At 66.6% G+C, this 22763-nt stretch carries 20 protein-coding genes; 13 read left to right on the top strand and 7 right to left on the bottom strand.

All coding sequences use genetic code 11. From position 1 onward, the window contains the following. Nucleotides 1-53 precede the first annotated feature (53 nt). The 4 genes from CH262_RS19380 to CH262_RS19395 are packed head-to-tail and all read left to right on the top strand — an operon-like array spanning nucleotide 54 to nucleotide 3375. Nucleotides 54-1301 carry an AI-2E family transporter gene (locus CH262_RS19380; protein WP_373453792.1) on the top strand — a complete coding sequence of 416 codons (1248 nt, stop codon included), beginning with the start codon at nucleotides 54-56 and terminating at the stop codon, nucleotides 1299-1301. Continuing rightward, the gene (macS, locus tag CH262_RS19385; protein WP_094718202.1) at nucleotides 1288-2457 is read left to right on the top strand and encodes a MacS family sensor histidine kinase; all 1170 of its coding nucleotides are present in this window, start codon (nucleotides 1288-1290) and stop codon (nucleotides 2455-2457) included. Before CH262_RS19380 ends, macS begins: the two co-directional genes overlap by 14 nt. A gap of 35 nt (nucleotides 2458-2492) precedes the next feature. Continuing rightward, complete coding sequence (locus tag CH262_RS19390) at nucleotides 2493-3119, top strand: response regulator (RefSeq protein WP_027495360.1); 627 nt, start codon at nucleotides 2493-2495, stop codon at nucleotides 3117-3119. A gap of 37 nt (nucleotides 3120-3156) precedes the next feature. Beyond that, nucleotides 3157-3375, top strand: coding sequence for a hypothetical protein (locus CH262_RS19395; RefSeq protein WP_032367104.1), 219 nt, complete (start codon nucleotides 3157-3159; stop codon nucleotides 3373-3375). Between the two features lie 3 nt (nucleotides 3376-3378). Here the strand turns inward: CH262_RS19395 and CH262_RS19400 are convergent, their stop codons facing one another. Next, nucleotides 3379-3768 (bottom strand): hypothetical protein, encoded by a 390-nt coding sequence (locus tag CH262_RS19400; RefSeq protein ID WP_027495362.1) that lies wholly within the window; start codon nucleotides 3766-3768, stop codon nucleotides 3379-3381. A 110-nt stretch (nucleotides 3769-3878) separates the two neighbouring features. Here CH262_RS19400 and CH262_RS19405 point away from each other — a divergent pair, with 110 nt between their 5' ends. The 4 genes from CH262_RS19405 (at nucleotide 3879) to CH262_RS19415 (ending at nucleotide 7651) form a co-directional block, all read left to right on the top strand. Continuing rightward, a complete protein-coding gene (locus tag CH262_RS19405) occupies nucleotides 3879-4991 on the top strand; it encodes a glycosyltransferase (RefSeq protein WP_094718203.1) in 1113 nt (370 codons plus the stop codon). Between the two features lie 21 nt (nucleotides 4992-5012). Beyond that, nucleotides 5013-5663, top strand: a complete 651-nt coding sequence (locus CH262_RS19410) for a DUF1707 SHOCT-like domain-containing protein (RefSeq protein WP_032367103.1) — start codon at nucleotides 5013-5015, stop codon at nucleotides 5661-5663. A 75-nt stretch (nucleotides 5664-5738) separates the two neighbouring features. Continuing rightward, nucleotides 5739-6413, top strand: a complete 675-nt coding sequence (locus CH262_RS28355) for a hypothetical protein (RefSeq protein ID WP_306436789.1) — start codon at nucleotides 5739-5741, stop codon at nucleotides 6411-6413. After that, nucleotides 6296-7651 carry a DUF2339 domain-containing protein gene (locus CH262_RS19415; RefSeq protein WP_306436796.1) on the top strand — a complete coding sequence of 452 codons (1356 nt, stop codon included), beginning with the start codon at nucleotides 6296-6298 and terminating at the stop codon, nucleotides 7649-7651. Before CH262_RS28355 ends, CH262_RS19415 begins: the two co-directional genes overlap by 118 nt. 116 nt (nucleotides 7652-7767) lie before the next feature. Here the strand turns inward: CH262_RS19415 and CH262_RS19420 are convergent, their stop codons facing one another. From CH262_RS19420 to trmB, 3 genes are read right to left on the bottom strand one after another with little or no spacing between them, the layout of a single operon-like run. Further along, a complete protein-coding gene (locus CH262_RS19420) occupies nucleotides 7768-11169 on the bottom strand; it encodes an MMPL family transporter (RefSeq protein WP_094718204.1) in 3402 nt (1133 codons plus the stop codon). Further along, a complete protein-coding gene (locus CH262_RS19425; protein ID WP_228139387.1) occupies nucleotides 11170-11856 on the bottom strand; it encodes an NYN domain-containing protein in 687 nt (228 codons plus the stop codon). A gap of 14 nt (nucleotides 11857-11870) precedes the next feature. Further along, nucleotides 11871-12647 carry a tRNA (guanosine(46)-N7)-methyltransferase TrmB gene (trmB, locus tag CH262_RS19430; protein WP_370878763.1) on the bottom strand — a complete coding sequence of 259 codons (777 nt, stop codon included), beginning with the start codon at nucleotides 12645-12647 and terminating at the stop codon, nucleotides 11871-11873. Between the two features lie 229 nt (nucleotides 12648-12876). Here trmB and CH262_RS19435 point away from each other — a divergent pair, with 229 nt between their 5' ends. From CH262_RS19435 to CH262_RS19450, 4 genes are all read left to right on the top strand, one after another. Then, nucleotides 12877-13959, top strand: coding sequence for a hypothetical protein (locus tag CH262_RS19435; RefSeq protein WP_143547134.1), 1083 nt, complete (start codon nucleotides 12877-12879; stop codon nucleotides 13957-13959). Then, the gene (locus CH262_RS19440; RefSeq protein ID WP_032387601.1) at nucleotides 13956-15506 is read left to right on the top strand and encodes a hypothetical protein; all 1551 of its coding nucleotides are present in this window, start codon (nucleotides 13956-13958) and stop codon (nucleotides 15504-15506) included. Before CH262_RS19435 ends, CH262_RS19440 begins: the two co-directional genes overlap by 4 nt. Nucleotides 15507-15564: 58 nt before the next feature. Continuing rightward, a complete protein-coding gene (locus CH262_RS19445) occupies nucleotides 15565-15867 on the top strand; it encodes a DUF6802 family protein (protein WP_052057394.1) in 303 nt (100 codons plus the stop codon). Nucleotides 15868-16175: 308 nt separating this feature from the next. Then, nucleotides 16176-18005: a phosphoenolpyruvate carboxykinase (GTP) gene (locus tag CH262_RS19450; protein ID WP_094718205.1), complete on the top strand. Its 1830-nt coding sequence runs from the start codon at nucleotides 16176-16178 to the stop codon at nucleotides 18003-18005. Between the two features lie 66 nt (nucleotides 18006-18071). Here CH262_RS19450 and CH262_RS19455 read toward each other — a convergent pair whose 3' ends face one another. Both CH262_RS19455 and CH262_RS19460 read right to left on the bottom strand, forming a co-directional pair. After that, the gene (locus CH262_RS19455; RefSeq protein ID WP_032387603.1) at nucleotides 18072-18950 is read right to left on the bottom strand and encodes an ROK family protein; all 879 of its coding nucleotides are present in this window, start codon (nucleotides 18948-18950) and stop codon (nucleotides 18072-18074) included. A gap of 9 nt (nucleotides 18951-18959) precedes the next feature. Beyond that, nucleotides 18960-19766 carry a class I SAM-dependent methyltransferase gene (locus CH262_RS19460; RefSeq protein WP_230591265.1) on the bottom strand — a complete coding sequence of 269 codons (807 nt, stop codon included), beginning with the start codon at nucleotides 19764-19766 and terminating at the stop codon, nucleotides 18960-18962. A gap of 83 nt (nucleotides 19767-19849) precedes the next feature. Here CH262_RS19460 and CH262_RS19465 point away from each other — a divergent pair, with 83 nt between their 5' ends. Continuing rightward, entirely contained in the window at nucleotides 19850-21082 is a 1233-nt protein-coding gene (locus tag CH262_RS19465) for a glycosyltransferase family 4 protein (RefSeq protein ID WP_032387736.1), read from the top strand. On the opposite strand, the gene CH262_RS19470 is transcribed toward CH262_RS19465, so the two are convergent. Next, on the bottom strand, nucleotides 21017-22744 hold the full coding sequence (locus CH262_RS19470; RefSeq protein WP_094718206.1) for a hypothetical protein: 1728 nt from the start codon (nucleotides 22742-22744) through the stop codon (nucleotides 21017-21019). The two genes, CH262_RS19465 and CH262_RS19470, sit on opposite strands and share 66 nt — an antisense overlap. Nucleotides 22745-22763 lie beyond the last annotated feature (19 nt).

Below are 22763 nucleotides of genomic sequence, written 5' to 3' on the forward strand. Positions count from 1 at the left end.
TCAGGGTGAGCGAGACCGCTCGGAAAGATGCCAGCACAGGTTAAATTTAGCGGGTGAGCACCGACGAGTTGCGGGCGCAAGGTACGGGGGCGTCCCCGCGCCTCACTTCGGCCGCAGATTCGGTGCATCCGCTGGTACGGGTTGGGGCGGAATGGACGTGGCGACTGCTGGTCCTGTTTGCCGGATTCATCACTTTTGCGTATGTGATCGCCAAACTGAGCACGGTGGTCATCCCGCTGGGTCTGGCGCTGCTGGCGGCCGCTCTGCTGGTGCCGATCGTCGATTGGATGCAGCGTCGAGGAGTGCCGCGTGTCGCTGCGGTGATCATCGTGATCATCGCCAGCATCGGCGTCGTCGCCGGAATCATGACGTTCATCGTCGAGCAGTTCATCGAGGGGCTGCCGCAGGTGGGCGATCAGTTCACCCAATCGATCAACAGCGTCGAGGAGTGGCTCAGCAACGGGCCGCTGCACATCAGCGAAGACCAGATTCGGCAGGCGACCGACAATCTGGTCAAGGTCATCCAGGACAACCAGGAGGCCGTCACCAGTGGGGCGTTGACCACGGCGACGGTGATCGGCGAAATTCTGACCGGGGCGTTGCTGACGCTGTTCACGCTGATCTTCTTCCTGTACGGCGGTGATCAGATCTGGCAGTTCGTCACCCGGCTCGCACCGACGACGGCGCGCAAGAAGATTCGCACAGCCGGCATCCAAGGCTTCGGGTCGCTCGTGGGATACGTTCGCGCGACGGTGGCCGTCGCCGCAGCCGACGCCGTGGGCATCGGAGCCGGGCTCGCCATTCTCGGTGTACCGCTGGCACTTCCGTTGGCCTCACTGGTGTTCATCGGTGCCTTCATTCCGATCATCGGTGCCGTGCTGACCGGATTCGTCGCAGTGTTCATCGCGCTGGTGACGAAGGGGCTCATCACCGCCGTCATCACCCTGGGCATCGTGATAGCGGTCATGCAGCTCGAAGGCCACGTGCTGCAGCCACTTCTGCTCGGCCGCGCCGTTCGGCTGCACCCACTGGCCGTCGTGCTGTCCATCACCGTCGGCATTCTGCTCGCGGGCATCGTCGGCGGCTTGCTGGCGGTCCCGATCGTCGCGGTGCTCAACACCGCCGTCCGGTCGCTGCTCGCCGACGACCCCGACGAGGTGTACGAGGAACTCGATGTCAGCGACACGCTGTACTCCGCCGAACCCAGCGACCCGGACACCCCTCCCGGTTCGTCCGAGCCCGATCGACTTGCCAAGGGGGAGCTGAACACTGCAGACCCGAAGACCGATGCGGACGACTGACCGAGTGCGGCCGACGCTGAACTCGGCCGATCCCGACAGCCCGCTGTGGCGGGCCTCGCAGGCCTTCCGCCTGGTCACTCTCGTGTACGCCGTCAGCTATCAGGCTGCGACCGTCGACAACTACACCAACCCGCGGCTGAGTTGGGCGTTGGTCGCCCTGATGGCCGTATGGTCCGGGGCTTCGGCACTCCTGCTCTCGCGGGCCACCCTGCCGCGCTGGCAGGTGGTGCTCGCAGATCAGATCATCGTGATCGCCCTGATGGCGTCGACGCGGTTGGTGGCCGACTACGATTGGTACAGCACCCGCCAGACCCTGCCCACCACCCTGTGGGCCACCAACGCCGTCATCTCCGCCGCAATTCTGTTGGGGCCCAAGGGCGGTATCGCCTCGGGTGTGGTGATGTCGTTGGTCAGTGCCCTGGTACGAGACCGGTTCGACACCGACCTGTGGTCGGACGCCACCGCCCCGGTGCTGCTGTCGGCCGGGCTCGCGTTGGGATTGGCGTCGAACACCGCCCGGCGCGCCCACGAGGAATTGCGCAGTGCGGCACGGTTGGCCGCGATCACCGAGGAGCGTGAGCGGCTGGCCCGACAGGTGCACGACGGGGTTCTGCAGGTGCTGGCCCTCGTCCGCCGTCGAGGTCTCGAAATAGGCGGGCCGGCAGCCGAACTCGCGGAGCTCGCCGGTGAGCAGGAAGTCGCTCTGCGCGTACTGATCTCCGAACAGTCGGCTCCGCGCGACGATCACACCGGATCGATCGTCGACGTGCGCGCCCTGCTGCGCACCCAGGCCGGCACGTCGATCTCGGTGTCGACTCCCGCCGACCCGGTGCTCGTCGAATCCGACGTCGCCGAGGAACTCGCTGCCGTCGTGACCACTGCCCTGTCCAACGTCGAGCTTCACGCAGGTGCCGATGCGAAGGCCTACGTACTGCTCGAAGACGTCGACGGAGAGCTGATCCTGAGCATTCGTGACGACGGCCTCGGAATACCCGCCGGACGGCTCGCCGCCGCCGAGGCCGAGGGCCGGATGGGCGTCTCGAAATCCATCCTCGGCCGGGTCGAATCTCTCGGCGGTACTGCGATACTCGACACCGGAGAGGGCGAGGGCACCGAATGGGAAATTCGGGTTCCGCGAACGAGAGGAGCGAGATGACCGGCGACGAGAATCCGAATGCCGAGATCGCGGTGATGGTCGTCGACGATCACCCCATGTGGCGTGACGGCGTCGCCCGGGATCTCGAGGCCGCCGGATTTCGGGTGGTCGCCACCGCGGACGGAGTAGCCGCGGCCGGACGCCGCGCCCGAGCGACCACTCCCGACGTCGTCCTCATGGACATGCATCTGCCCGACGGGAACGGTGCCGATGCCACCGTCGCAGTGCTCGACGCGTCCCCGAAATCCACGATTCTGGTGCTCTCGGCGTCGGCGGAACGCAGTGACGTGCTCGACGCGATCAAGGCAGGTGCGACGGGTTACCTCGTCAAGAGTGCCTCGGCGGAGGAACTGTTCGACGCCGTCCGCGCTACCGCAGCCGGACAAGCGGTGTTCACCCCGGGTCTGGCCGGTCTGGTTCTCGGCGAATTCCGGCGGATGTCGTCGTCGCCGGAGCCGGAGTCCGATACCCGCCCCACGTTGACCGAGCGCGAGACCGAGGTGCTCAGACTGGTCGCAAAAGGGCTCAGCGCCAAGCAGATTGCGACCCGTTTGACGCTCAGCCACCGGACGGTCGAGAACCACGTGCAGGCGACACTGCGAAAACTGCAGCTGGCCAACCGCGTCGAATTGACCCGGTACGCCATCGAAAAGGGTCTGTAGGGGTTTGCGACCCGGCCCGACGGGCACTCTTGACCCCATGACCGACAACGAAGCAGTGGACACGACAGTCGATCCGGCCGAGCACACGAAGGGTGTCGACGCCGACCAGGATCAGACCGGTGACGAGCGCGCCGAGGCCATCGACGAATTCGACGGCCATCTGGACGGGTCGGGCGAGGAGTCCGAGCTTCCGACGCCGGAGCCGACCGAAGTGGCCGACAAGAGCGACGAGAAGACCGTCACCCGGTCCGAGTAGCCCCTACTGGGCACACAGCCTGCCGAGCGCGAATTTGGCGATCGGCAGGTAGGGCAGAACCAGCGGCAGCGGGCCGTCGATGGTGATCCACGCCCTGGTTCCACTGGGTCGTGAGACGACTCCGTGTGTCAGATCCACGCCGATGGCTCGGTTCTGGAACCACGCCGACCACGCCCACGTCCACGAGTGTTCGTCCACCGAGTGCACCTCGAAGTCGATCGGCACCCCCAACGGCCCCAGCACTCGGCCGGAGGTATCGGAGTCGAGGCGTTCACCGCGGTATTCGACGCCCATGATCTGCGGAGCCCAGGTCTTCCAGACCGTCGGGTCCATGTAACGCTCCCAGACCTCGGGTGCCGGGGCGTCTCCGGTGGATTGCAGTGTCACTCGCATAGCCCTCACCTACCCGCTGGTAGCCGTCTCCACACGGATATTCGCCGAACGTTCGGTCACCATCCACCGCCGGGGCATCGGGTGGACGTCCGGCTGGAGAGACTGAGCAGGTGCGCATCGTTCAACTGGCGAACTTCTACGGGCCGCGGTCCGGCGGTCTGCGGACGGCCGTCGATCAGCTGGGATCGGGCTACGTGGCCGCTGGTCACGACGTCACGCTGATCGTGCCGGGTGCCCGGTGGAGTGAGACGACGCTGCAGTCGGGAGTGACGCGCGTCGAGGTGCCGGCACCGAAAGTTCCGTTCACCGGCGGCTACCGTGTGGCCGACCCGCGGCGAGTGGCCTCGATCGCGTCGGGTCTACGTCCGGACGTGATCGAAGTGTCGGACCGGCTGACCCTGCGCGGAATGGGCAGGTGGGCGTCGCGTCGCGACATCCGCAGCGTGATGATCTCTCACGAGCGCCTCGACCGTCTGTTGGCTCAGACGATGCCGATGCGATACGCCCGGCCCCTCGCCGACGCGGCCAACCGACGCACTGCCGAGTCGTACGACGCCGTCGTCTGCACCACCGAGTTCGCACAGCAGGAATTCGATCGAATCGGAACGCCCAACGTTCGTCGAGTCCCGCTCGGCGTCGATCTCGAGCTGTTCCATCCCCGACGACGCCGAGCCGGCGCGCGCTCGGCATGGCTGGGTAGCGCCGACCGGCTGCTGGTCCACTGCGGCCGACTGTCGGTGGAAAAGCATGTCGAGACCAGCATCGATTCGCTTGCCGCGCTCTGCGATTCGGGTATGCGGGCTCGGTTGGTCATCGCCGGCGACGGCCCCCGACGAGCGGGCCTGGAACGACGCGCCCGCGGGCTGCCCGTCGACTTCCTCGGCTTCGTCGACGGCAGGTCGGCCGTCGCCGAGCTGCTCGCCTCGGCAGACATCGCTCTCGCGCCGGGGCCGCACGAGACATTCGGCCTCGCGGCATTGGAATCGCTCGCCGCGGGCACGCCCGTCGTCGTCTCCGAAACCTCGGCACTGGCCCAGATCGTCACCCCGCAATGCGGTGGATCCTCGATCAACACCGCCGACGGCTTCGCAGCGGAAATCCAACGGCTGCTTCGACTTCCGGCCGACGGACGCCGGATCGCGGCGAGAGTACGCGCCGAAGAGTTCGGCTGGCCCGCATCGGTACACGGAATGTTGTCGGTTCTCCGCGGGCACGCCGCCTGAGAACTTCGCTACCCTGGGCCCATGGAGGCAAGGGATCTGCGAGTGTCCGATGCCGAACGCGAGCACGTCGGGCAGCTGCTGCAACGAGCAGTCGGCCAAGGCATGTTGTCGCTCGGTGAGTTCACCGAAAGAATGGACACCGCTCTGGCGTCGAAGACCCGGGGCGAACTGAACTCGGTACTCGCCGATCTACCGGGCATGCAGATCGCCGGCGAGCACCTCCCGTCGCCGAAACCCTTCGCCGATCCCACCCCACAACCGACGCCGCGCCGCGTCGTGCAGGAGCACTGGGGACACGGCGGCGGTACCCCGGACACGGTGCGCGGCAGCATGTCCACCATCACCCGCAAAGGCCCGTGGAACGTACCGCGCCGGTTGAACGTGGTGACGCGGCTGTCGTCGGTGACACTCGACTTCACGCAGGCCGTCATGGTCAGCCAGGTCGTCGACATCCACGTCGACGACTACTGCAGCTCCGTCACCGTGATCCTCCCGACGGAAGCCACCGCCGACGTCAACGGCGCCGAGGCCGTCGCAGGTACCGTCACCAACAAGGTGCGCACCGGCCCGCCGTACGGACCGCTGCACGTGGTGCTCACCGGGAAGGTCCGCTTCGGTTCCCTCACCGTCAAGCACCCCTTCGGTAGCTCGTTCCGTAAAATTTTCGGATAGTCGGGCTGGACTACTCGAGGGATCCGAGTAGCACTACTCAGGCTATCGAGCCGCCCGGCCCGCAGGATCTATCCCATGACTTCTTCCCAGAACTCCGGGCTGGACCCGCAACTCGTCGCGCGCCTGTCCAGCCGCTTCGATTCCTTGGGCGACCACATGCGTCAGGTGGCCGTCGACCTGCATACATTGCAGTCGCAGCTCGGTACCGCACCCACTTCCGTGCCCGTTTCGGCTCCCGCCAGGCCACAGCCGGTACCGCGGTCGTCTGCGCCGACCGTCCCTCCGCAGACGTTCTCGCCGCCCCAGATGCCTGCACCGCAGCAGCCCTATGCCGCGCGCGGCCCGGTGTCGGCACCTCCGGTCACGCCGCCTCCTGCGGTCGGCCGGTCCATGGCAGCCCCGCCGTTGCGAGGGCCGGTGGTCGCGCCGCGGCCACCCGTTCCACCTCGTGAGCCGTGGTGGCAACGGGACGGCGTCATCAGTCGCCTGCTCGCCGTTGCGGGCGCAGGTGTGACGCTCGTCGGCGTCGTGATGCTGCTGGTTCTGGCCGCACAGGCCGGGTGGTTCGGGCCGCCTCTGCGCGTCGCCGCAGGCGGGGTGTTCTCCCTCGCACTGATGGTTCCGGCGTGCGAGTGTTCGGTCGCTCCGGAGGACGCGTCGGCGGAATTGCTCTGGCCGCTACGGGTATTGCGGGTCTGTACCTCGACGTTCTGGCGACGTCCGTCCTGTACGGCTGGCTCGATCCGATGATCGGGTTGATTGCTGCATTCGGAATTGCCGCTGCGGGAACAGCTCTCGCAGTGCAGTGGAAGTCGCAGCCGATGGCGGTGTTGATCCTCGCCGGAGTCGCGGCGTGTGGCCCCGTCCTGACCGACGGTCCGACCCTGGCCCTGATCGCGTTCTTCGTCGCCACCTACATTGCGAGCTTCCCGGCTCAGATCGGCCGTGATTGGCCGCTGCTGCAGATCGTCCGAACCCTTCCCCTCGTAAGCACGGTCCTGATTGCGCTGGTCGGAACCGACCTGTCCGAACCGACCGACTATCGACTGCTTCTCGTCGTCGTCCTGGTGGCCGCGTCCGGAATGGGTATGTCTCTGGAACTGCTGCGCCGCAACGTCTCCGACGTGGTAGCCACCGTCATGACCGCTCTTGCCGCGCTACCGCTTCTGATCTCGGCGAGCGTGTTCGATCGGTGGACCACCGTGACCGTGCAGTTGGTTCTGGTGGCCGCGGCACTGGCGATCGTGCTGCTGGTGCACTGGCTGCCGGCGCATGCCCGCATCACCGTCGCGATCATCGGTGCCGTGGCAATGCTGCAGGCCGCTGTCGAATCGACGACGGTCGACGTGCGTCCGGTCGTGCTGTTCGCGGTTGCCCTGGCGCTGTTCGCCGCGGCCCACCGCACTCGCTCGTCGTTGGCGTACCTGATCGGAAGCGCGTTCGGTGTGATCGGCGCGTTGACCTTCGTCTCGATCTCCCCGCCGGAGGCTCTCCTGGACTCCGATCACGCTGCCGGGAACGCGGGCATCATCATCGGCGGAATACTGCTCGCTGCAACAGCATTCGCGTTCGCCTATGTCCTGACCGAACTGAAACTCATTGACGACGGAATGCAGACCCTCGCCATCGTCTCCGGTGTGCTCGCCCTGTACGGCCTCACCTCGGCCACAGTGAGCCTGGGAACCTCGATCGGCGGCAACACCACCGGATTCACCGCCGGGCACACCGCCGCCACGATCGAGTGGATGATCGCAGCATTCGCCCTGCTGGCCTTCGGCTTACGGAGTATTGCCCACGCTCACCTGGCACTGCTGGCCGGACTTTCGCTGACCGCCGCCTCCATCGCCAAACTGTTCCTGTTCGACCTCGTCGCCCTGGACGGCCTGTTCCGCGTCATCGCCTTCATTGCAGTCGGCTTGTTGCTGCTGATCGCGGGGACCCGATACGCCAAGGTATTCGCGGACCGAGAGGGCGCGGTCACCTCCTGACCCCCGCTGCTTCCTGACCCCCGCTGAGTGAACGGACCACTGCACACGTCTCGACGGTGCAGTGGTCCATTCACGCGTTGCGGGGGAGGGGTGGCTCCCGGCTGTGACGGCTCGCGTCAGCGTGAGCGGTTGCGCTCCCGAGCCAACAGTTCGCTGACACTGAGCACCTGGCGGTTGTCGCCGCCGCGGTGGCGGCCACTGTCGCCGCCTTCGGTGGACGGAGCGGCACGACGACCGGACGGCTTCTCCTCGCGATCCGATTCCGAACTGGCCCCGACACCGTTGCCGTTGCTTTCGGTGTCATGTCGTTCCGAGGTGCGGTGGTCGGAACCACTGCTGTTGGAGCCACTGCTGTTGGAACCACTGCTGTTGGAACCACTGCTGTCCGAACCGTTGCGGTCGATGCCGTTTCCGTTCGAGCCACGGCGTTCGGACCCGTTGTCGGCGTTGCCGTTTCGCCCGGAACCGTTGCGTCCGCCAGCTGTGCCGCCGTGGGTGCCGGTGCTCGAGCCGTTGGTGCCGTGCTTGTCGGCCCCGTTCGTGGCAGCCCCGTTGGTAGCAGCGCCGTTGGTAGCAGCCCCGTTGGTGGTCGAGCCGTTGGACGAGGACCCGTTGGCACCGGCGCTGTGACCGTTCGAGCCGTGACCATTCGAGGCGTGGCTGTCAGAGCCGTGGGAGCCGTTGGTGGGCGACTCGCTTCGCGGAGTGCTCGGCCGTGGTGCCTGCGATGCGCTCGGGGCTCGCAGATCGGCCAGCCAACTTTCGATGGATCGCGAATCCGGCTCCTCGGCCCGTCCCGCTCGCGTGCCGCGGGTGCGGCTCGGGGGTGCACTCGGCGGTTGAGGCGACTGTTCGGGTGCGGGTGCGGGTGCGGCACTCGGGGGAGCGGGTCGAACGACGTCCGCTGCCTGAGTCGGTTCGGGTTCGACGTGCGGACGCGGCGGAACTTGCTGAGCCCGAGTCGGCCCGGATACAGGTGGGCGCGGTTCGGCAGGACGCGGCGGAGTGGGACGCGCCGCGGGTGCCTGCGGCGAGTAAGCCTGCGACGGGCGAGCCTGGGGCGAGTAGGCCTGCGACGAGTACGGCTGCACCGAATCGGGCTGGGGCTCAGCCTGCTTCGGGGGAGTGGTCGGTGCCGCGCGGGTCGGCTCGGGTGGCGTCGCCGGCCGGCCGGTCACGCTTCGACGCGACTCTTCCTTCGCGGCGTGCGTGGCACGGATCGGTCCGCCTCCGTGCGGTGCCACCACCGGGATGGGTTCGGTGAGGGGCTCACCGCGGCGCGGTGTCGGACGCATCGGGGGTGCGACGGTCGACGAGGGTGCGCCGCCCGCGAGGGCGAGTTCGGGCACGTCTCCGGTGGGCAGCAGCTCGTCTTCGAGGATGGTCTCGCCGAGGCCGAGCTTGCGCTGAATGCGCTTCATCCACTGCGGAGCCCACCAGCAGTCGTCGCCGAGCAGCTTCATCGTGGCGGGCACGAGGAACATGCGAATCAGCGTCGCGTCGATGATGAGGGCGGCGATCATGCCGTAGGCGATGTACTTCATCATCACCAGATCGGAGAACGCGAACGCGCCGGTGACGACGATGAGGATCAGTGCCGCCGCGGTGATGATGCGTCCGGTATGCGAGGTTCCGATGCGGATGGCTTCGCTTGTGCTGGCACCCTTTTCGCGTGCCTCGACCATTCTGGAGAGTAGGAACACCTCGTAGTCCGTGGACAGGCCGAACACAATCGAGATGATCAGCACCAGCACCGGAGCCATGATCGGCCCCGGGGTGAAGTTCATCAGCCCCGCCCCGTGACCTTCGATGAAGATCCACGTCAGGATGCCCATGGTGGCACCGAGGCCGAGAACGGTCATGAGCACCGCCTTGATCGGCAGCACCAGCGATCCGAACGTCAGGAACATCAGCATCGTCACGATGAACACCACCAGCACGGCCATCAGTGGCAGCTTGTCGATGAGTGCGCTGATCGAGTCCTGCTCGATTGCCGGGGTACCTCCGATCATGACCGTCGCGCCGTCGGGCACGTCGATGCTGCGGAGGAAGTCGATGGCCGGTTTCGAGTCGTTGCGATCGGTCAACCCGGCCTTGAAGACGATGACGCCGTCCTTGCTGGCACCGACGGGGGTGAACTTCTCGATCAATCCGGGAGCGTTGTTCGCCTGCGTGGTGATCGCGCCGAGCGTTGGACCCTGCGCGCCCTCGATGACCATCTTGATGGGTTCGGTGCGCTGGCCGGGGAACAGGCTGTCGAACTCTCCCTGCGCGACGCGGGTGACGTTGTCCGGCGGTAGATAGGTCTCGTTGATGCCACCGAATTTGATGTTGCCGACGGGCAGCGTCAGAAGGACCAATCCGAGCACGATGGGCACGGTGACCTTGACGGGGTTGCGCATCACCCAGCGGGTGAGCTTGCCCCACATGCCGTTCTCGATCTCTTCGCTCGACTTGGTCTTGCGCATGAACTTCAGACCGAGGGCGTCGACGCGTGGGCCGAGGATGGCGAGCATCGCGGGCAGGATCGTGATGGCCGTCAGCGCTGCGAGCGCGACGGTGGCGATGGATCCGTATGCGACGGATTTCAGGAAGCCCTGCGGAAACAGCAGCAGGCCACCGAGGGAAGCGACGATCATCGTCGCGGAGAACACCACGGTGCGACCCGCCGTCATGACGGTACGGCGCACGGCCTGTGGCGTCGTATGTCCGTCACCGAGTTCCTCGCGGAATCTCGAGACGATGAAGAGTCCGTAGTCGATGGCCAACCCGAGTCCGACGAGCGAGACCACGGGCGCGACGAACGAGTTGACCTCGGTGAAGTTGGTGAACACCTTGACGATGCCGTTGGCTCCGACGACCGTCAGACCGCCGATGATCAGCGGGAGCGCCGCAGCGACGACGCCGCCGAAGATGAAGAACAGCAGGACTGCGACGGCGGGAATCGCCAGCAGTTCCATGCGGTGGATGTCGCCGGCCATCGTCGACTGCAGTGCGCCGGCCACGGCCTGAAGCCCGGTCACCTGCACGTCGACGCCGTCGATGTAGAAGGCGTCCTTGACGGCCTGGAAGTTGTTGGTCAGTTCGGTGTCGTCGGCACCCTTCATGGCGATGCTGGCGATGGCATGTTGCTTGTCGTTGGTACCGAGAGCCGCGAGGTTGGGTGCGCCGGGCACCTTGAAGTAGGTGCCGTTGACCTTCTCGATCTGGTCGGGATGGTCGACGGGGAGCGATTCGAGGCTCGAGACGACCTTCGACTGGAATTCCGGATCGTCGATCGACGACCCTTCGGGCGCGGTGTAGAGGACGATGACGTCACCCTGCTTGTCGCGTCCGAACGTCGTGTCCGCCAGACGGGCAGCCTGGGCCGATTCCGAGGTCGGATCGTCCCAACCGCTCTGACTGAGATGGCTGTTGAGATCGAGACCGTAGGCAGCGAAGCCCAACAGCCCGGCCACCATGACACCGATAACGGTGTACCGCAGGCGGTAGACGATGTCTCCCCATCTGGCGAACACTTAAGAAACTCCTTGGCGCCCGACGAGCAGGGCGGACAGCGGTCGGAAGGGCTGCAGCCACGCGCCCTCGTCGGGGAGCGAATCGAGACTCACCCGAGGCAGTGGCTCACGGAAGACGCCGGGAATGTCCTCGAGGTCGAGGAATTCCAGGATGTCCGACGTGACAGCCCAGCTTGCGTGCTCCCGGAATCCCAGTACCTGAACGGGTACTCCGGTTGCTGCGATGGCCTCCAACGGCCCCTTGAACGCCTGACCGTCGGCGGACGCGACCATGACACCGGCGAGGCCGCCGTCACGGTTGCGGAAGTCGATGTGGTCGAGCATGTCGGCGTCGACATCACTGTCTTCGTCGACCTTGGGCTTGGCGAACACCGCGAAGCCCACGTTACGCAATGCTTCGACCCAGGGGCGGACGACGTCGGCGCTGCCGGGTGCAATGTTGGTGAACACCGTTGCCTCGGGCTCGAGCGTCGCGGTGCCCGAGGTGGACAGTTCGGCGGTGCGGCTGAGCAGCCATCGGCCCAGCGCATCGAATCGTGGGCGGTAGGCAGCGGTGGGCCGGCCACCCAGGATCGCGCCGAGACCCATGTCCAGGTTGGGTGCATCCCACACGAGCAGGACTCGCTTGCTGTGGCGGGACTCACCGATCGCCCCGAGCTCGGCGGGATCGATCACGGTGTCGGGCATGTCCGTACTGACGCTCATGCTGTCTTCTTTCCCCAGATCAATTCCGTCACCGAGCTGCCCACCTGCTGGGCCTTGCCCTCGAACTTGGTCACCGGCCGCTCGTGCGTCATGGGCGACTCCCAATCGAGAACGGTCAGGCCGGGCTCGGCGTTCCCGGCCTCGGCAATCCACTCAGCGTATTCGGCGTGATCGGTGGCCACGTGCAGAACGCCGCCCGGCTTCAGGCGATCCGCGATCATCGCGAACGTGGGGCCCTGCAGGAGACGACGCTTGTGGTGGCGCACCTTGGGCCACGGGTCCGGGAAGAAGACGCGAACGCCGGTCAACGACTCCGAGGTCAGCATGTTCTCGAGGACGTCCATCGCGTCGCCGCGGAACAACCTGACGTTCTCGATGTTCTCGCGCTCGATCTGCTGCAGAGTCTGCGCGAGCCCGGGTCGGTAGACCTCGACGGCCATGAGGTTGACGTGCGGCTCGGCCATCGCCATTGCCGTGGTGGCCGTGCCCGTGCCCGACCCGATCTCGAGAATCGCCGGACCGCTGCGCCCGAACCAGGCGTCGATGTCGATCTGCTCGTCGGCGACATCGCGGCCGATGCGCGGCCACAGGTTGTCCCAGGTGCTCTGCTGAGCGTCGGTCAGCGCTCCGCGGCGGGAGCGGAAACTGGTCACTCTGGGGTACAGCCGCGAGCCTCGTTCCTGGGTCTGCACCGAGTTGTCTCCGGTGTCGGCAGAGGTGTCCTGTGGCTCGTTCACCGGTCCATTGTCGCGCATCGGCGGAGTGTGTGACAGGTGGGTCTCGAGTTGAAGTTGAGACTTGCCGTTCCATCGCTGATCAGCGGTAGGACCGCGTCCTATAACTACAACGGTGTAATTCTCGACGGCCCGTCCGGAACGGCCGTCGTGTGCCAGAATCGGTGCCGCAGCAGGGGGCTGCGGGCCACGTGGCCGATCGTGCTCGACGAGCCGATCGCACATCTCGATGTGGCCGTTCGGTGGGTCGTTTCCGGGGGGATCGATGATGGACGGTGCCGAGGCAGGTCTGGGGCGATTGCGTGTGCGCTCGGAAGAGGTGGACGCGGCCGGGGCCGGCGCAGGCCGGAAGGCTGTCGAGAATGCTGTCGAGCGGCGTCTGCGGCCGCTGGAGGTGCACGTCTCCGGCCGCGTCGGAGTCGGGAAGTCGGTGATTGTCTCGGTGCTCGATGCCGCGCGACTGCATACCGACGGGTTCGAGGTCCGGTTGCACGAGAGCGGATGGGCCGATATCCCGCGTGCCGCGGAGGTGCAGCAGAGGCGCACCGCATCCGATGTCGACGTGCTCGTCCACGTGCTGGCCGGTGCCGTGTCCCCGGACGACATCACCTTCCTCTCTGCTCGACCCGGCGGACCGCCGGCACACACCGTGATCCTGCTGAACAAGGCCGACACTCTCGACGAACCTGCGGCGACGGCCGCAGCGGCATCCGAGCAACTGGGGCGAAAAGTGCTGCCGGTGATGGGATCTGTTGCAGCGGGCCTGGGCGGCGCGGCCCGAGGCTTCGCTGTGGACATGGCCGATGTGCGGGCCGTCGCGGCCGGTGCGCTGCGTACTGGGGATCTGATGACGGTCGATCGGTTTCTGAGTGCTGATATTCCGCTCTCGACGCCGCGCCGAGAGGCACTGCTGGACCGTGTGGAATTACGCGGTCTCGCCCTGCTGGTCGAGGCGCTCCGGCGGCGCAGCGGGGTGTCCGACGCAGATGTACTGCGTGAGCTGTGGGAGGCCACCGGCGTCGACGCCGTGACGACGGTGGTGTCCGACACTGTCTCGGCTGCTGCGACGGCCCGCGACGACGACCTGCACGAACAACTGCTGCAGATATCCGCCCGTCACCGTGACGTTCGAGGGGCCGTCGAATCCTATCTGGCTTCTGACGAGGCGGTGGCTGCCGATATGCGCTGTGCTGCAGCGCGATTGGCGGTGCCGATCGAGACGGGCTCGGAGCAGGCCCTGCTGGAGCAGGCATTGGTGTGGAAGCGGTGTGCCGCCACCTCGGAGGACGACTCCGTCCGGCGCTCCGCCCTGGCCCTGTGCCGCGGCTATGTGCGGATGCTCCGACCGTGACCGATCCGAACCGGTTCCCGCTGCCGGACGATCTGAAAGGCGTTCTGCGTCGACGGAACTCGGAATCCCTCGTACGCATCGACCGTGCACGCAGCAGCCGACCTGCGGGCATTCACGTCACCGGCACCGCAGCATCCGGCAAGACCGAGATATGCCATCTGCTCACCCGGCGCGACGGCGCGGAGATCGGGTTCGCCGACTCGGTCGAGGAGGCCGCGGTGGTCGTGATCGTCGTCGATGCGTCGGCTCCGGTCGGCCGTGCCGACGTCGAGCGCTGGCGTCCTGCCTTCGAATCGACACCGGTTGTATTGGTGGTCAACAAGATCGATGTGCATCGCCGGTGGCGCGAAGTGGTCGACGCCGATATCGAGATCGTCGCCGAGCGTGTTCCGCGTGCGGTGGAACACTCCGTTCATCCGGTCTCGGCACGGTTGGCACGAGCCGGTAGGGAGAGCGGCGATGCTGCCGTGTTCGCGGAGTCGGGTTTCGGGGCAATCGCCGACAGCATCGACGCGTTGCTGATGCAGGCCGCGGCGGTAGGGGCCCAGCGTAAATACGTTGCTGCAGTGCAGGAATCTGCCGCAGAGGCGAAGGCCGCCATCGTGGCCGAAGCTCGCGCAGTGACCGGAGGTGGTGACACCGCCCCTCTGCGTGCCCGGCGGGCGCGGCTACTCGATGAACGTGAACATCTCGGTGGTGACCGAAGAGCATTGCTGCACAACCGTATTCAACGGGTTCGGGTCGACTGTCTTCACGCTGCGGCCGAGGACGTTCGGATGCTCGGCGCGCGGGTACGGCAGACGATAGAGGGATCGCGGCGGGCCGAACTCGGCCATCTGCCCGGGCACCTCGCCGAATCCGTACAGGCAGTTCGAGCACGCGCCGACGCTGCCTTGTCCACCGGTCTCCGCGCCGTGGAAGTCGAACTCGGGCTCGTCGACACGGTGCCCGAATCCGGTACTGCAGGCGGTGAGATCGACATCGGCGAACCGACCAGGCGACGCGGGATCGAGGACGTCCTGATGGTCGCACTGGGGGCCTCGGCAGGGGTGGGACTGGGTCGGCTCGTCGTTTCGCCCCTGGCTCTGATTCCTACCTTGGCCGTCGCCAACACGATCGTCTCACTGGCCATCGGTGCCGCGATCGCGTGGTGGTTGACCCGCTCACGCGCACTCGTCGCCGACCGTGCGCACCTTCGCGGCTGGACCCAGGAAAGTCTGGCTCGCGTGAAATCGGACGTGGAACAGCGGCTGCTCTCTCGCATTCTCGACGCCGAGTCCGCACTCGCGTCGGCGTTGACCTCGGCGGACCGGGAGGCGGCGGCACGTATCGATCTGTCGCTGGCCGAGATCGACGCCGAACTTCGCACGCTCGCCGATCACAGATCGGCGCTGCTCTCGGCCTGCGATCGGGATCTGGCTGCACTCGAGCGCGGGCTGGAGCGATTTCGCGGGTCCGGGCGCGACTCGGTCGTGCCGTCGAAGCCCGTCGAATTCTCTCCCGGCGATCCGGAACCGATCGGCGCACCGATGCGTCGAAGCGGGTAGGTGCACGTCCGAACAGGTTCGCAGGCGGCGAACAGGGACCCGACAGTGAGGAGCGTCGATGATCGCGGTGGATGGCTTCGCAGTGGGCGGTTTCGAGACGAACGAGCCGGCCGAGGACGCGTCGGGCGATGGTGGCGGATACGTCTCGACGGACTGGTTCGATCTCGACGGCGACGGTCGTCACGAGACTTCCGTTCGGACGACGGAGGCCGGAACGACGGTGGGAACGGATGTCGATGGAGACGGTGTGACAGACAAGTTCACCGCCTTCGACCGTGACGGGCACTACGAATCCTGGGAGATTTTTCGGGAAGCGAACGGTTTCGGGCAGGGCAGATCGTCCGAATCCGGCCGACTGTAGGCCATTCGGTCTGATTTGCATCGGCGCTGGTGGATGGCTTCTTGCGTCGGTCTTTCCCTATCTGAATCGGTCTTGTGACCAATCGGACAACACCCTGTTTCTGGAATCACGTCGCTCGGCGTTAACCTGATCAACAGGACATCCGGCGCTCGGTCCTCAGCTTGCTGTATCCAGTAACATGGTGTACTGCAGCTCGAACGGCCGAGCAGCGCCCCGCCGAGAGGGGAAAACCGAGATCTACTCGTGCGTGCTTGCCCACAGCGATCGTGCGAATTCTTCCCGGTTCCGGCTAACCCCAGGAGAGTTAGATGACCTCAGCGACCATTCCCGGTTTGAGCGGCACCGACAGCGTGCCGACTCGACACAAAGAACTGCTTGCCTGGGTTGCTCAGGTAGCCGAACTGACCGAACCGGACTCCGTGGTGTTCGCTGACGGATCCGACGCCGAATGGGAGCGCCTGACCGACAAGCTGGTCGAGGCAGGAACCTTCACCCGTCTCAACGACGAGAAGAAGCCCAACTCGTTCCTCGGCAACTCCGATCCGTCGGACGTGGCCCGCGTCGAGTCGCGCACGTACATCTGTTCCAAGGAAGAGATCGACGCCGGTCCCACCAACAACTGGATGGACCCGTCGGAGATGCGGTCGTTGATGACCGAGCTGTACCGCGGTTGCATGCGCGGACGGACCATGTACGTCGTTCCGTTCTGCATGGGACCGTTGGACGCTGCCGATCCCAAGTTGGGCGTCGAGCTCACCGATTCGGAGTACGTCGTCATCTCCATGCGTGTGATGACCCGCATGGGTCAGGCCGCTCTGGACAAGATCGGCGACGACGGGTTCTACGTGAAGGCGCTGCACTCGCTCGGTGCTCCGCTGGTCGAGGGTCAGGCCGACGTGCCGTGGCCCTGCAACGACACCAAATACATCACCCACTTCCCCGAGGACCGCGAGATCTGGAGCTACGGATCCGGTTACGGCGGCAACGCGCTGCTGGGCAAGAAGTGCTACTCGCTGCGTATCGCGTCGGCCATGGCCCACGACGAGGGCTGGCTCGCCGAGCACATGCTGATCCTCAAGCTGATCTCCCCCGAGGACAAGGCGTACTACATCGCGGCGGCATTCCCGTCCGCGTGCGGTAAGACCAACCTCGCGATGATTCAGCCGACCATTCCGGGCTGGCGTGCCGAGACCATCGGTGACGACATCGCGTGGATGCGCTTCGGTGAGGACGGTCGTCTCTACGCCGTCAACCCGGAGTTCGGTTTCTTCGGTGTCGCTCCGGGCACCAACTGGGATTCCAACCCGAACGCGATGAAGACCATCGATCAGGGCAACTCGGTGTTCACCAACGTCGGCCTGACCGACGACGGCGACGTGTGGTGGGAAGGCCTCGAAGGCAAGCCCGATCACCTGATCGACTGGAAGGGCAACGACTGGACGCCCGAGTCCGGAACCGATGCCGCACATCCGAACTCGCGGTACTGCGTGCCGATGGCTCAGTGCCCGTCGATGGCTCCCGAGTGGGACGACCCGCAGGGCGTGCCGATCTCGGCGATCCTGTTCGGTGGACGACGCAAGACCACCGTTCCGTTGGTGACCGAGGCTCGCGACTGGCAGCACGGAGTGTTCATGGGAGCCACCGTCGGCTCCGAGCAGACCGCTGCCGCCGAGGGCACCGTCGGTACCGTCCGACGCGACCCGATGGCCATGCTGCCGTTCCTCGGTTACAACGTGGGCGACTACTTCCAGCACTGGATCGACCTCGGCAAGAACGCCGACGAGTCCAAGCTGCCGAAGGTGTTCTACGTCAACTGGTTCCGTCGCGGCGACGACAAGCGCTTCCTGTGGCCCGGATTCGGTGAGAACTCGCGCGTGCTCAAGTGGATCGTCGAGCGCATCGAGCACAAGGCCGCGGGCGTCGAGACCCCGATCGGTGTCGTCCCCACGGCCGAGGCACTCGACATCGACGGCCTCGACACGACCGTCGACGACGTCGCCGAGGCACTCGTGGTGAACACCGACGAGTGGAAGGCCGAGATCCCGCTGATCCAGGAGTGGTTCGACTTCGTCGGCGAGAAACTGCCCACCGGAATTCAGGACGAATTCGACGCCCTCAAGCAGCGTCTGGGCGCGTAGTATTCACGAGACAGAACGGGGCTCACCGAGGGGTGGGCCCCGTTCTGGCTTTCGAAGTATGCAAGATCAGGCGGTGAGAGCGGCCGCGCCGTGCAGGGTGCCGAGTCCGCCCAACGCAGCCGGCACCACCTGCAGGCCGTCGAGGAACTTCAGGCGCGCGTGCAAGGCGATCGACTCCCGGATCGGATCCCACAGCGGGGGGCCGGCCTGAGCGAAGCCGCCGCCGATCACCACCATCCGGACGTCCACCAGTGCGACCGCCGATGCGATGGCCTGACCGAGAGCCACTCCGGCCCGTTGCAATGCGGTGACGGCAAGCGGTTCGCCCGCGGCGGCATCCGCAGCCAGTTCGACACCGGTGTTCCCCGGCCAGCCCTGCTCCCGAGCCCACCGCACCGCCGAGGGGCCGCTGGAGACGGTCTCGACGCACCCGATTCCGCCGCACGCGCAGGGCGTCGTCGAACCGGGAACGACGATGTGGCCGATGTGCCCGGCATTGCCCGTGGCGCCGGCGACGATTTTCCCGCCCAGCACCAGGCCCCCGCCGATGCCGGTGGACACCACGAGGCTCAGCACGTCCGGTATCCCGACAGCGGCACCGAATCGATGCTCACCCAATGCTGCTGCGCTGCCGTCCATGGCCAGACGTACCTCGGCGTCGGGCAGTGCGGCGGAGATGTGCTCGCGCAGGCCGAACCCGTTCTTCCACTCGTCGACGTTGATCGGCGCGACCGACCCGGTGACGAGGTCGACCGGACCGGAACACGCGACCCCGACCCGCGTCACGTCGACGCTTCCGACGACCCCGTGCAGCAGTTCGGCACAGGCCTCCCACACGCCGGTGGCCGGTGTCGGAACTGTCTCCGGGTGCTGCGGACGTCCGTCGTCGCCGACGAGTGCCGCTGTCATCTTGGTGCCGCCGATGTCGAGCGCGAGTGCCGTCATCGATCCAGGTTATGCGGGAGTGGAGCCTGCGGAATGACCCATTGGGTATGCGTTCGGTTTCAGGACCAGGACGAGGTTGCTGCCGAGGAACTCGCGGAGTATCGGTACGCGCATCATCCACCATGCCCAGCGCGGGTGATAGCGCGGAAACGCGGCCAGTAGCGTTGCATCGGGAGTGCTTCGCGCCCAACGCAATCCGTCTGCCGCGCTGATGTCGAACAGGGATTCGCCGAATCGGTTCTTGGGTTCGTGCCCGGTGGTGCGGGCGTAGCGTCGGGCCGCGTATTCGCCGCCGAGATAGTGCCACGGCCGGGTCTCGTGGCCGCCGAACGGGCCGAACCAGATGGTGTACGAGAGCACCGTGAGGCCGCCGGGTTTGGTGACGCGCAACATTTCCTCGGCCATGGTCCACGGCTCGCGGACATGTTCGGCGACGTTCGACGAGAAGCAGATGTCGACGCTGTCGTCGCGGAAGGGCAATGCCATGCCGGAGCCGCGCACCGAACCGGGGATCTGCAGTCCGGCGGCGTGCATTTCCGAGGCGTCGGGTTCGACGGGCAGATAGCGCGCGCAACTCGCGCCGAAGACGTCGGCGAAGTATCCCGGTCCGCCGCCGACGTCGAGCACGGTCGCTGCCGACATGTCGGTGCCGGTCAGGCCGCGGTACAGGTCTCCGATCAGTTCGACGGAATCACGGGCCAGGGCACCGTAGAAGATGTCCGGAGAACTCTGCTCGTGCCCGAAGTCCTTCAGGAGCTTCACCGAGCGACGCAGTGTCGCGCGAGAGGCGAACAGTCGTGTCACGGCGGAAGTCACGAAAACGAACCCTAGCGGTTAGTGTGGCAGCGGTATTCGACGACGGTCGAGAAGCGAGCACGGTGGATGGGGTGAAGCGAGCGGTGCGCGAGGTTCTGTTGCTGTGCTGGCGCGATACCGGGCATCCGCAGGGCGGCGGCAGCGAGCGCTACCTCGAGCAAGTAGGCGCGGGCCTGGCTCGACGCGGTGTCCGCGTCACGCTGCGGACGGCGTCCTATCCCGGTGCTCCGGCCGAGGAGATCGTCGACGGCATCCGGATCAGTCGCGGTGGTGGTCGCCTGTCGGTGTATCCCCGCGCTCTGGGCGCCATCGCCGCCGGCCGGCTCGGTTTCGGGCCGCTCAAGGGGATCTCCCCGGATGCCGTGATCGACACCCAGAACGGCATTCCGTTCTTCTCCCGCGCAGTACTCGGTGTGCCGGTGACGCTGCTGGTGCATCACTGTCACCGCGAGCAGTGGCCGGTGGCGGGCCCGATGATGGCAAAGCTCGGCTGGTGGCTCGAGTCGACGATCTCGCCGAAGGTGCACCGCCGCAATCAGTACCTGACAGTGTCGTTGCCTTCTGCAGACGAGCTGATCGCTCTCGGTGTCGACCGGGAGCGCATCGCCGTGGTCCGCAACGGTGCCGACGACATCCCAGTGTCTGTACCGGAAGGCGGCGAGGACACCCGCACGCCGCACCCGTCCTTGTCCGTGCTGTCGAGGCTGGTTCCACACAAGCAGATCGAGGACGCGATCGACGTCGTGGCTGCACTGCGCGGCAGCATTCCCGACATCCATCTCGACGTCATCGGCGGCGGATGGTGGGAACGGAATCTTCGCGAGTACGTCACGAGCCTGGGCGTCGATCGATACGTCACCTTCCACGGTCACGTCGACGAGGAGCGCAAGCATGCACTGCTCGGTCGGTCGTGGGTGCATGTGATGCCCTCCCGCAAGGAGGGCTGGGGCCTCGCCGTCGTCGAAGCTGCCCAGCACGGTGTTCCCACGGTGGGCTATCGCAGCTCCAAGGGACTCACCGATTCGATCATCGACGGCGTCACCGGTGTTCTCGTGGGTGGTTCGACATCCGGAGCGGAGGACCGCGATGTGTCCGCGCTGACCGGTGCCGTCGCCGAACTGCTGCAGGATGCCGAGGCCCGCACTCGCCTCGGTGAGAAGGCACGAGTCCGCGCGGGTGAGTTCTCCTGGGGCCAGTGCGCCGACGGCGTGTTCTCAGTGCTCGACGGGACGACGCGCGGCACCTGGTCGTCAGGCCTGGTGGGGGCGGCCGACGCGCACACGCCTGCCGAATCGGCTCAGGAGTCCTACCGCTAGTCCGCCGAGCATCAGCAGTGCCCACGCCAGATGTGCGAGCACAACGGCTGTCGCCGAACGACTTTCGAGCATCGCCGGATCCGGCACCCGATAGAGGGTCAGTTCCTCGTCGGAGTAGACGGCGTCGAGTCGGTCCAACGTCTGCTGCGCATTGCCGAGCTCGCCCGGAGTCGTGCTCTCCACCAGTACCCAGCCGACCCCCAGGGCCGCCAGAGTGTCCGCGGAGTCGCCTGCGAGCAGGGCGTTCTGCACGTCCGTCGCCCGTTTTCCTTCCCCGCGGACCGTGCCGCCTGCGACGAGGAGTTCACCGGTCTGCAGCACGTCGACCGGCAGCATGCGGGGTGCGGGATCGAGAACGGGTGCTGAGCCGCTGTAGGGAAAGCGGCGAAACATTCCGGCGGGAAGGACGGCCACGTCGCCGTCCTGGTCGGCGAGTTCCGCCGACACCGCTTGCCACGACTGCGGGTACGTCACCGGTTTCAGTGCGCTGCCGACGCCCCAGCCGAGGTCGGGGAGCGCAACGAGCAACGCCAGCACGGCAACGCCCCCCGGGAGCCACGCGTTGCCGAATCGGGTGCGTCGGGACGCCAACCAGCTGATACCGGCCGCAGCGGCGAGGGCGTACATCGGCATGGCCAGCGCGACCCACTTCTGCGAATCGCGGAGCAGACCGGCCCCGGGGACGGTGTCGCCCAGTACGCGAGCCGCCGCCAACCCCGGTCCGGTTGCTGCCAGCGCAGGAAGCACGATGGCAGCGAGTGCAACGACACCCAGGCCCACGATCACCGGATTGCGTCGACGGCGATACAGCGGCCGTATCCCGAGAGCGACGACGGTCAGCAACAGGACCGTCCCCATGACAGCGAAAAGTCCTGTCCGAGAACCGGGTACGGCGTCTGAGTTCCAGATGCCGCCGAGACCGGCCAGACTACCCACCGTGCCCAGACCCGGTTCGGCGCGTGCTGCGAACGCGGCCCAACCCGCCGGATCCGCCGGTTCGACGCCACCGCCCGACACCATCGTCGCCGCCAGCCACGGCACCGACGCGACGGCGGCGATCGCGAGGGTGGCGACCACGCGCAGGCCGCGTCGGGCACCCCCGGGGAGGGCGACGACGAGTAGCGCGACGGTTGCCGCCAGCAGCGCGCCGGTGGGGGTGAGCCCGGCCGCGGCCAGGCAGACGGCGAGGGCCCACCAGGAGCGACCGGACCTGACCGCGAGTGCGGCGACCACCGTCCACGGGAGGGCGGCGTAGCCGACGAGCAGACTCCAATGTCCCTGCAGCAGGCGTTCGGCGACGTAGGGGTTCCACACGGCCACCGTCGACGCGACGAGCAGGGCCGGCAGTGGCGCGGTGGGCAGCATCTTCTGCGCCATCACCGCCGCGCCCCAGCCGGCCGTCCACAACGCCAGCAGCAGAACGGCCTTGACCACAAGGCCACCGTCGAACACCGTGGTCAGGGCCGCGATCGCGGCATCCTGCGGCACGGCCCGCGCGGCCGCGTCGGCGATTCCCCAGGCGGAGTCGGTGAAGTAGGAACGGGGGGTGCTGACGGCGTCGCGCAGCAGGAGATACCCAGGGCCGAGCAGTGGCCCGAGAACGACGAGCGAGAGCAGCAGGCTGTAGAGCGGCGGCGTCCACCTCGACCTCGACCACGCCATGATCGGCACCCTATACCGT

Origin of the sequence: Rhodococcus sp. 05-2255-1e (genome assembly GCF_002259025.1) — a bacterium.
In the GTDB taxonomy this organism is placed as follows: domain Bacteria; phylum Actinomycetota; class Actinomycetes; order Mycobacteriales; family Mycobacteriaceae; genus Rhodococcoides; species Rhodococcoides fascians.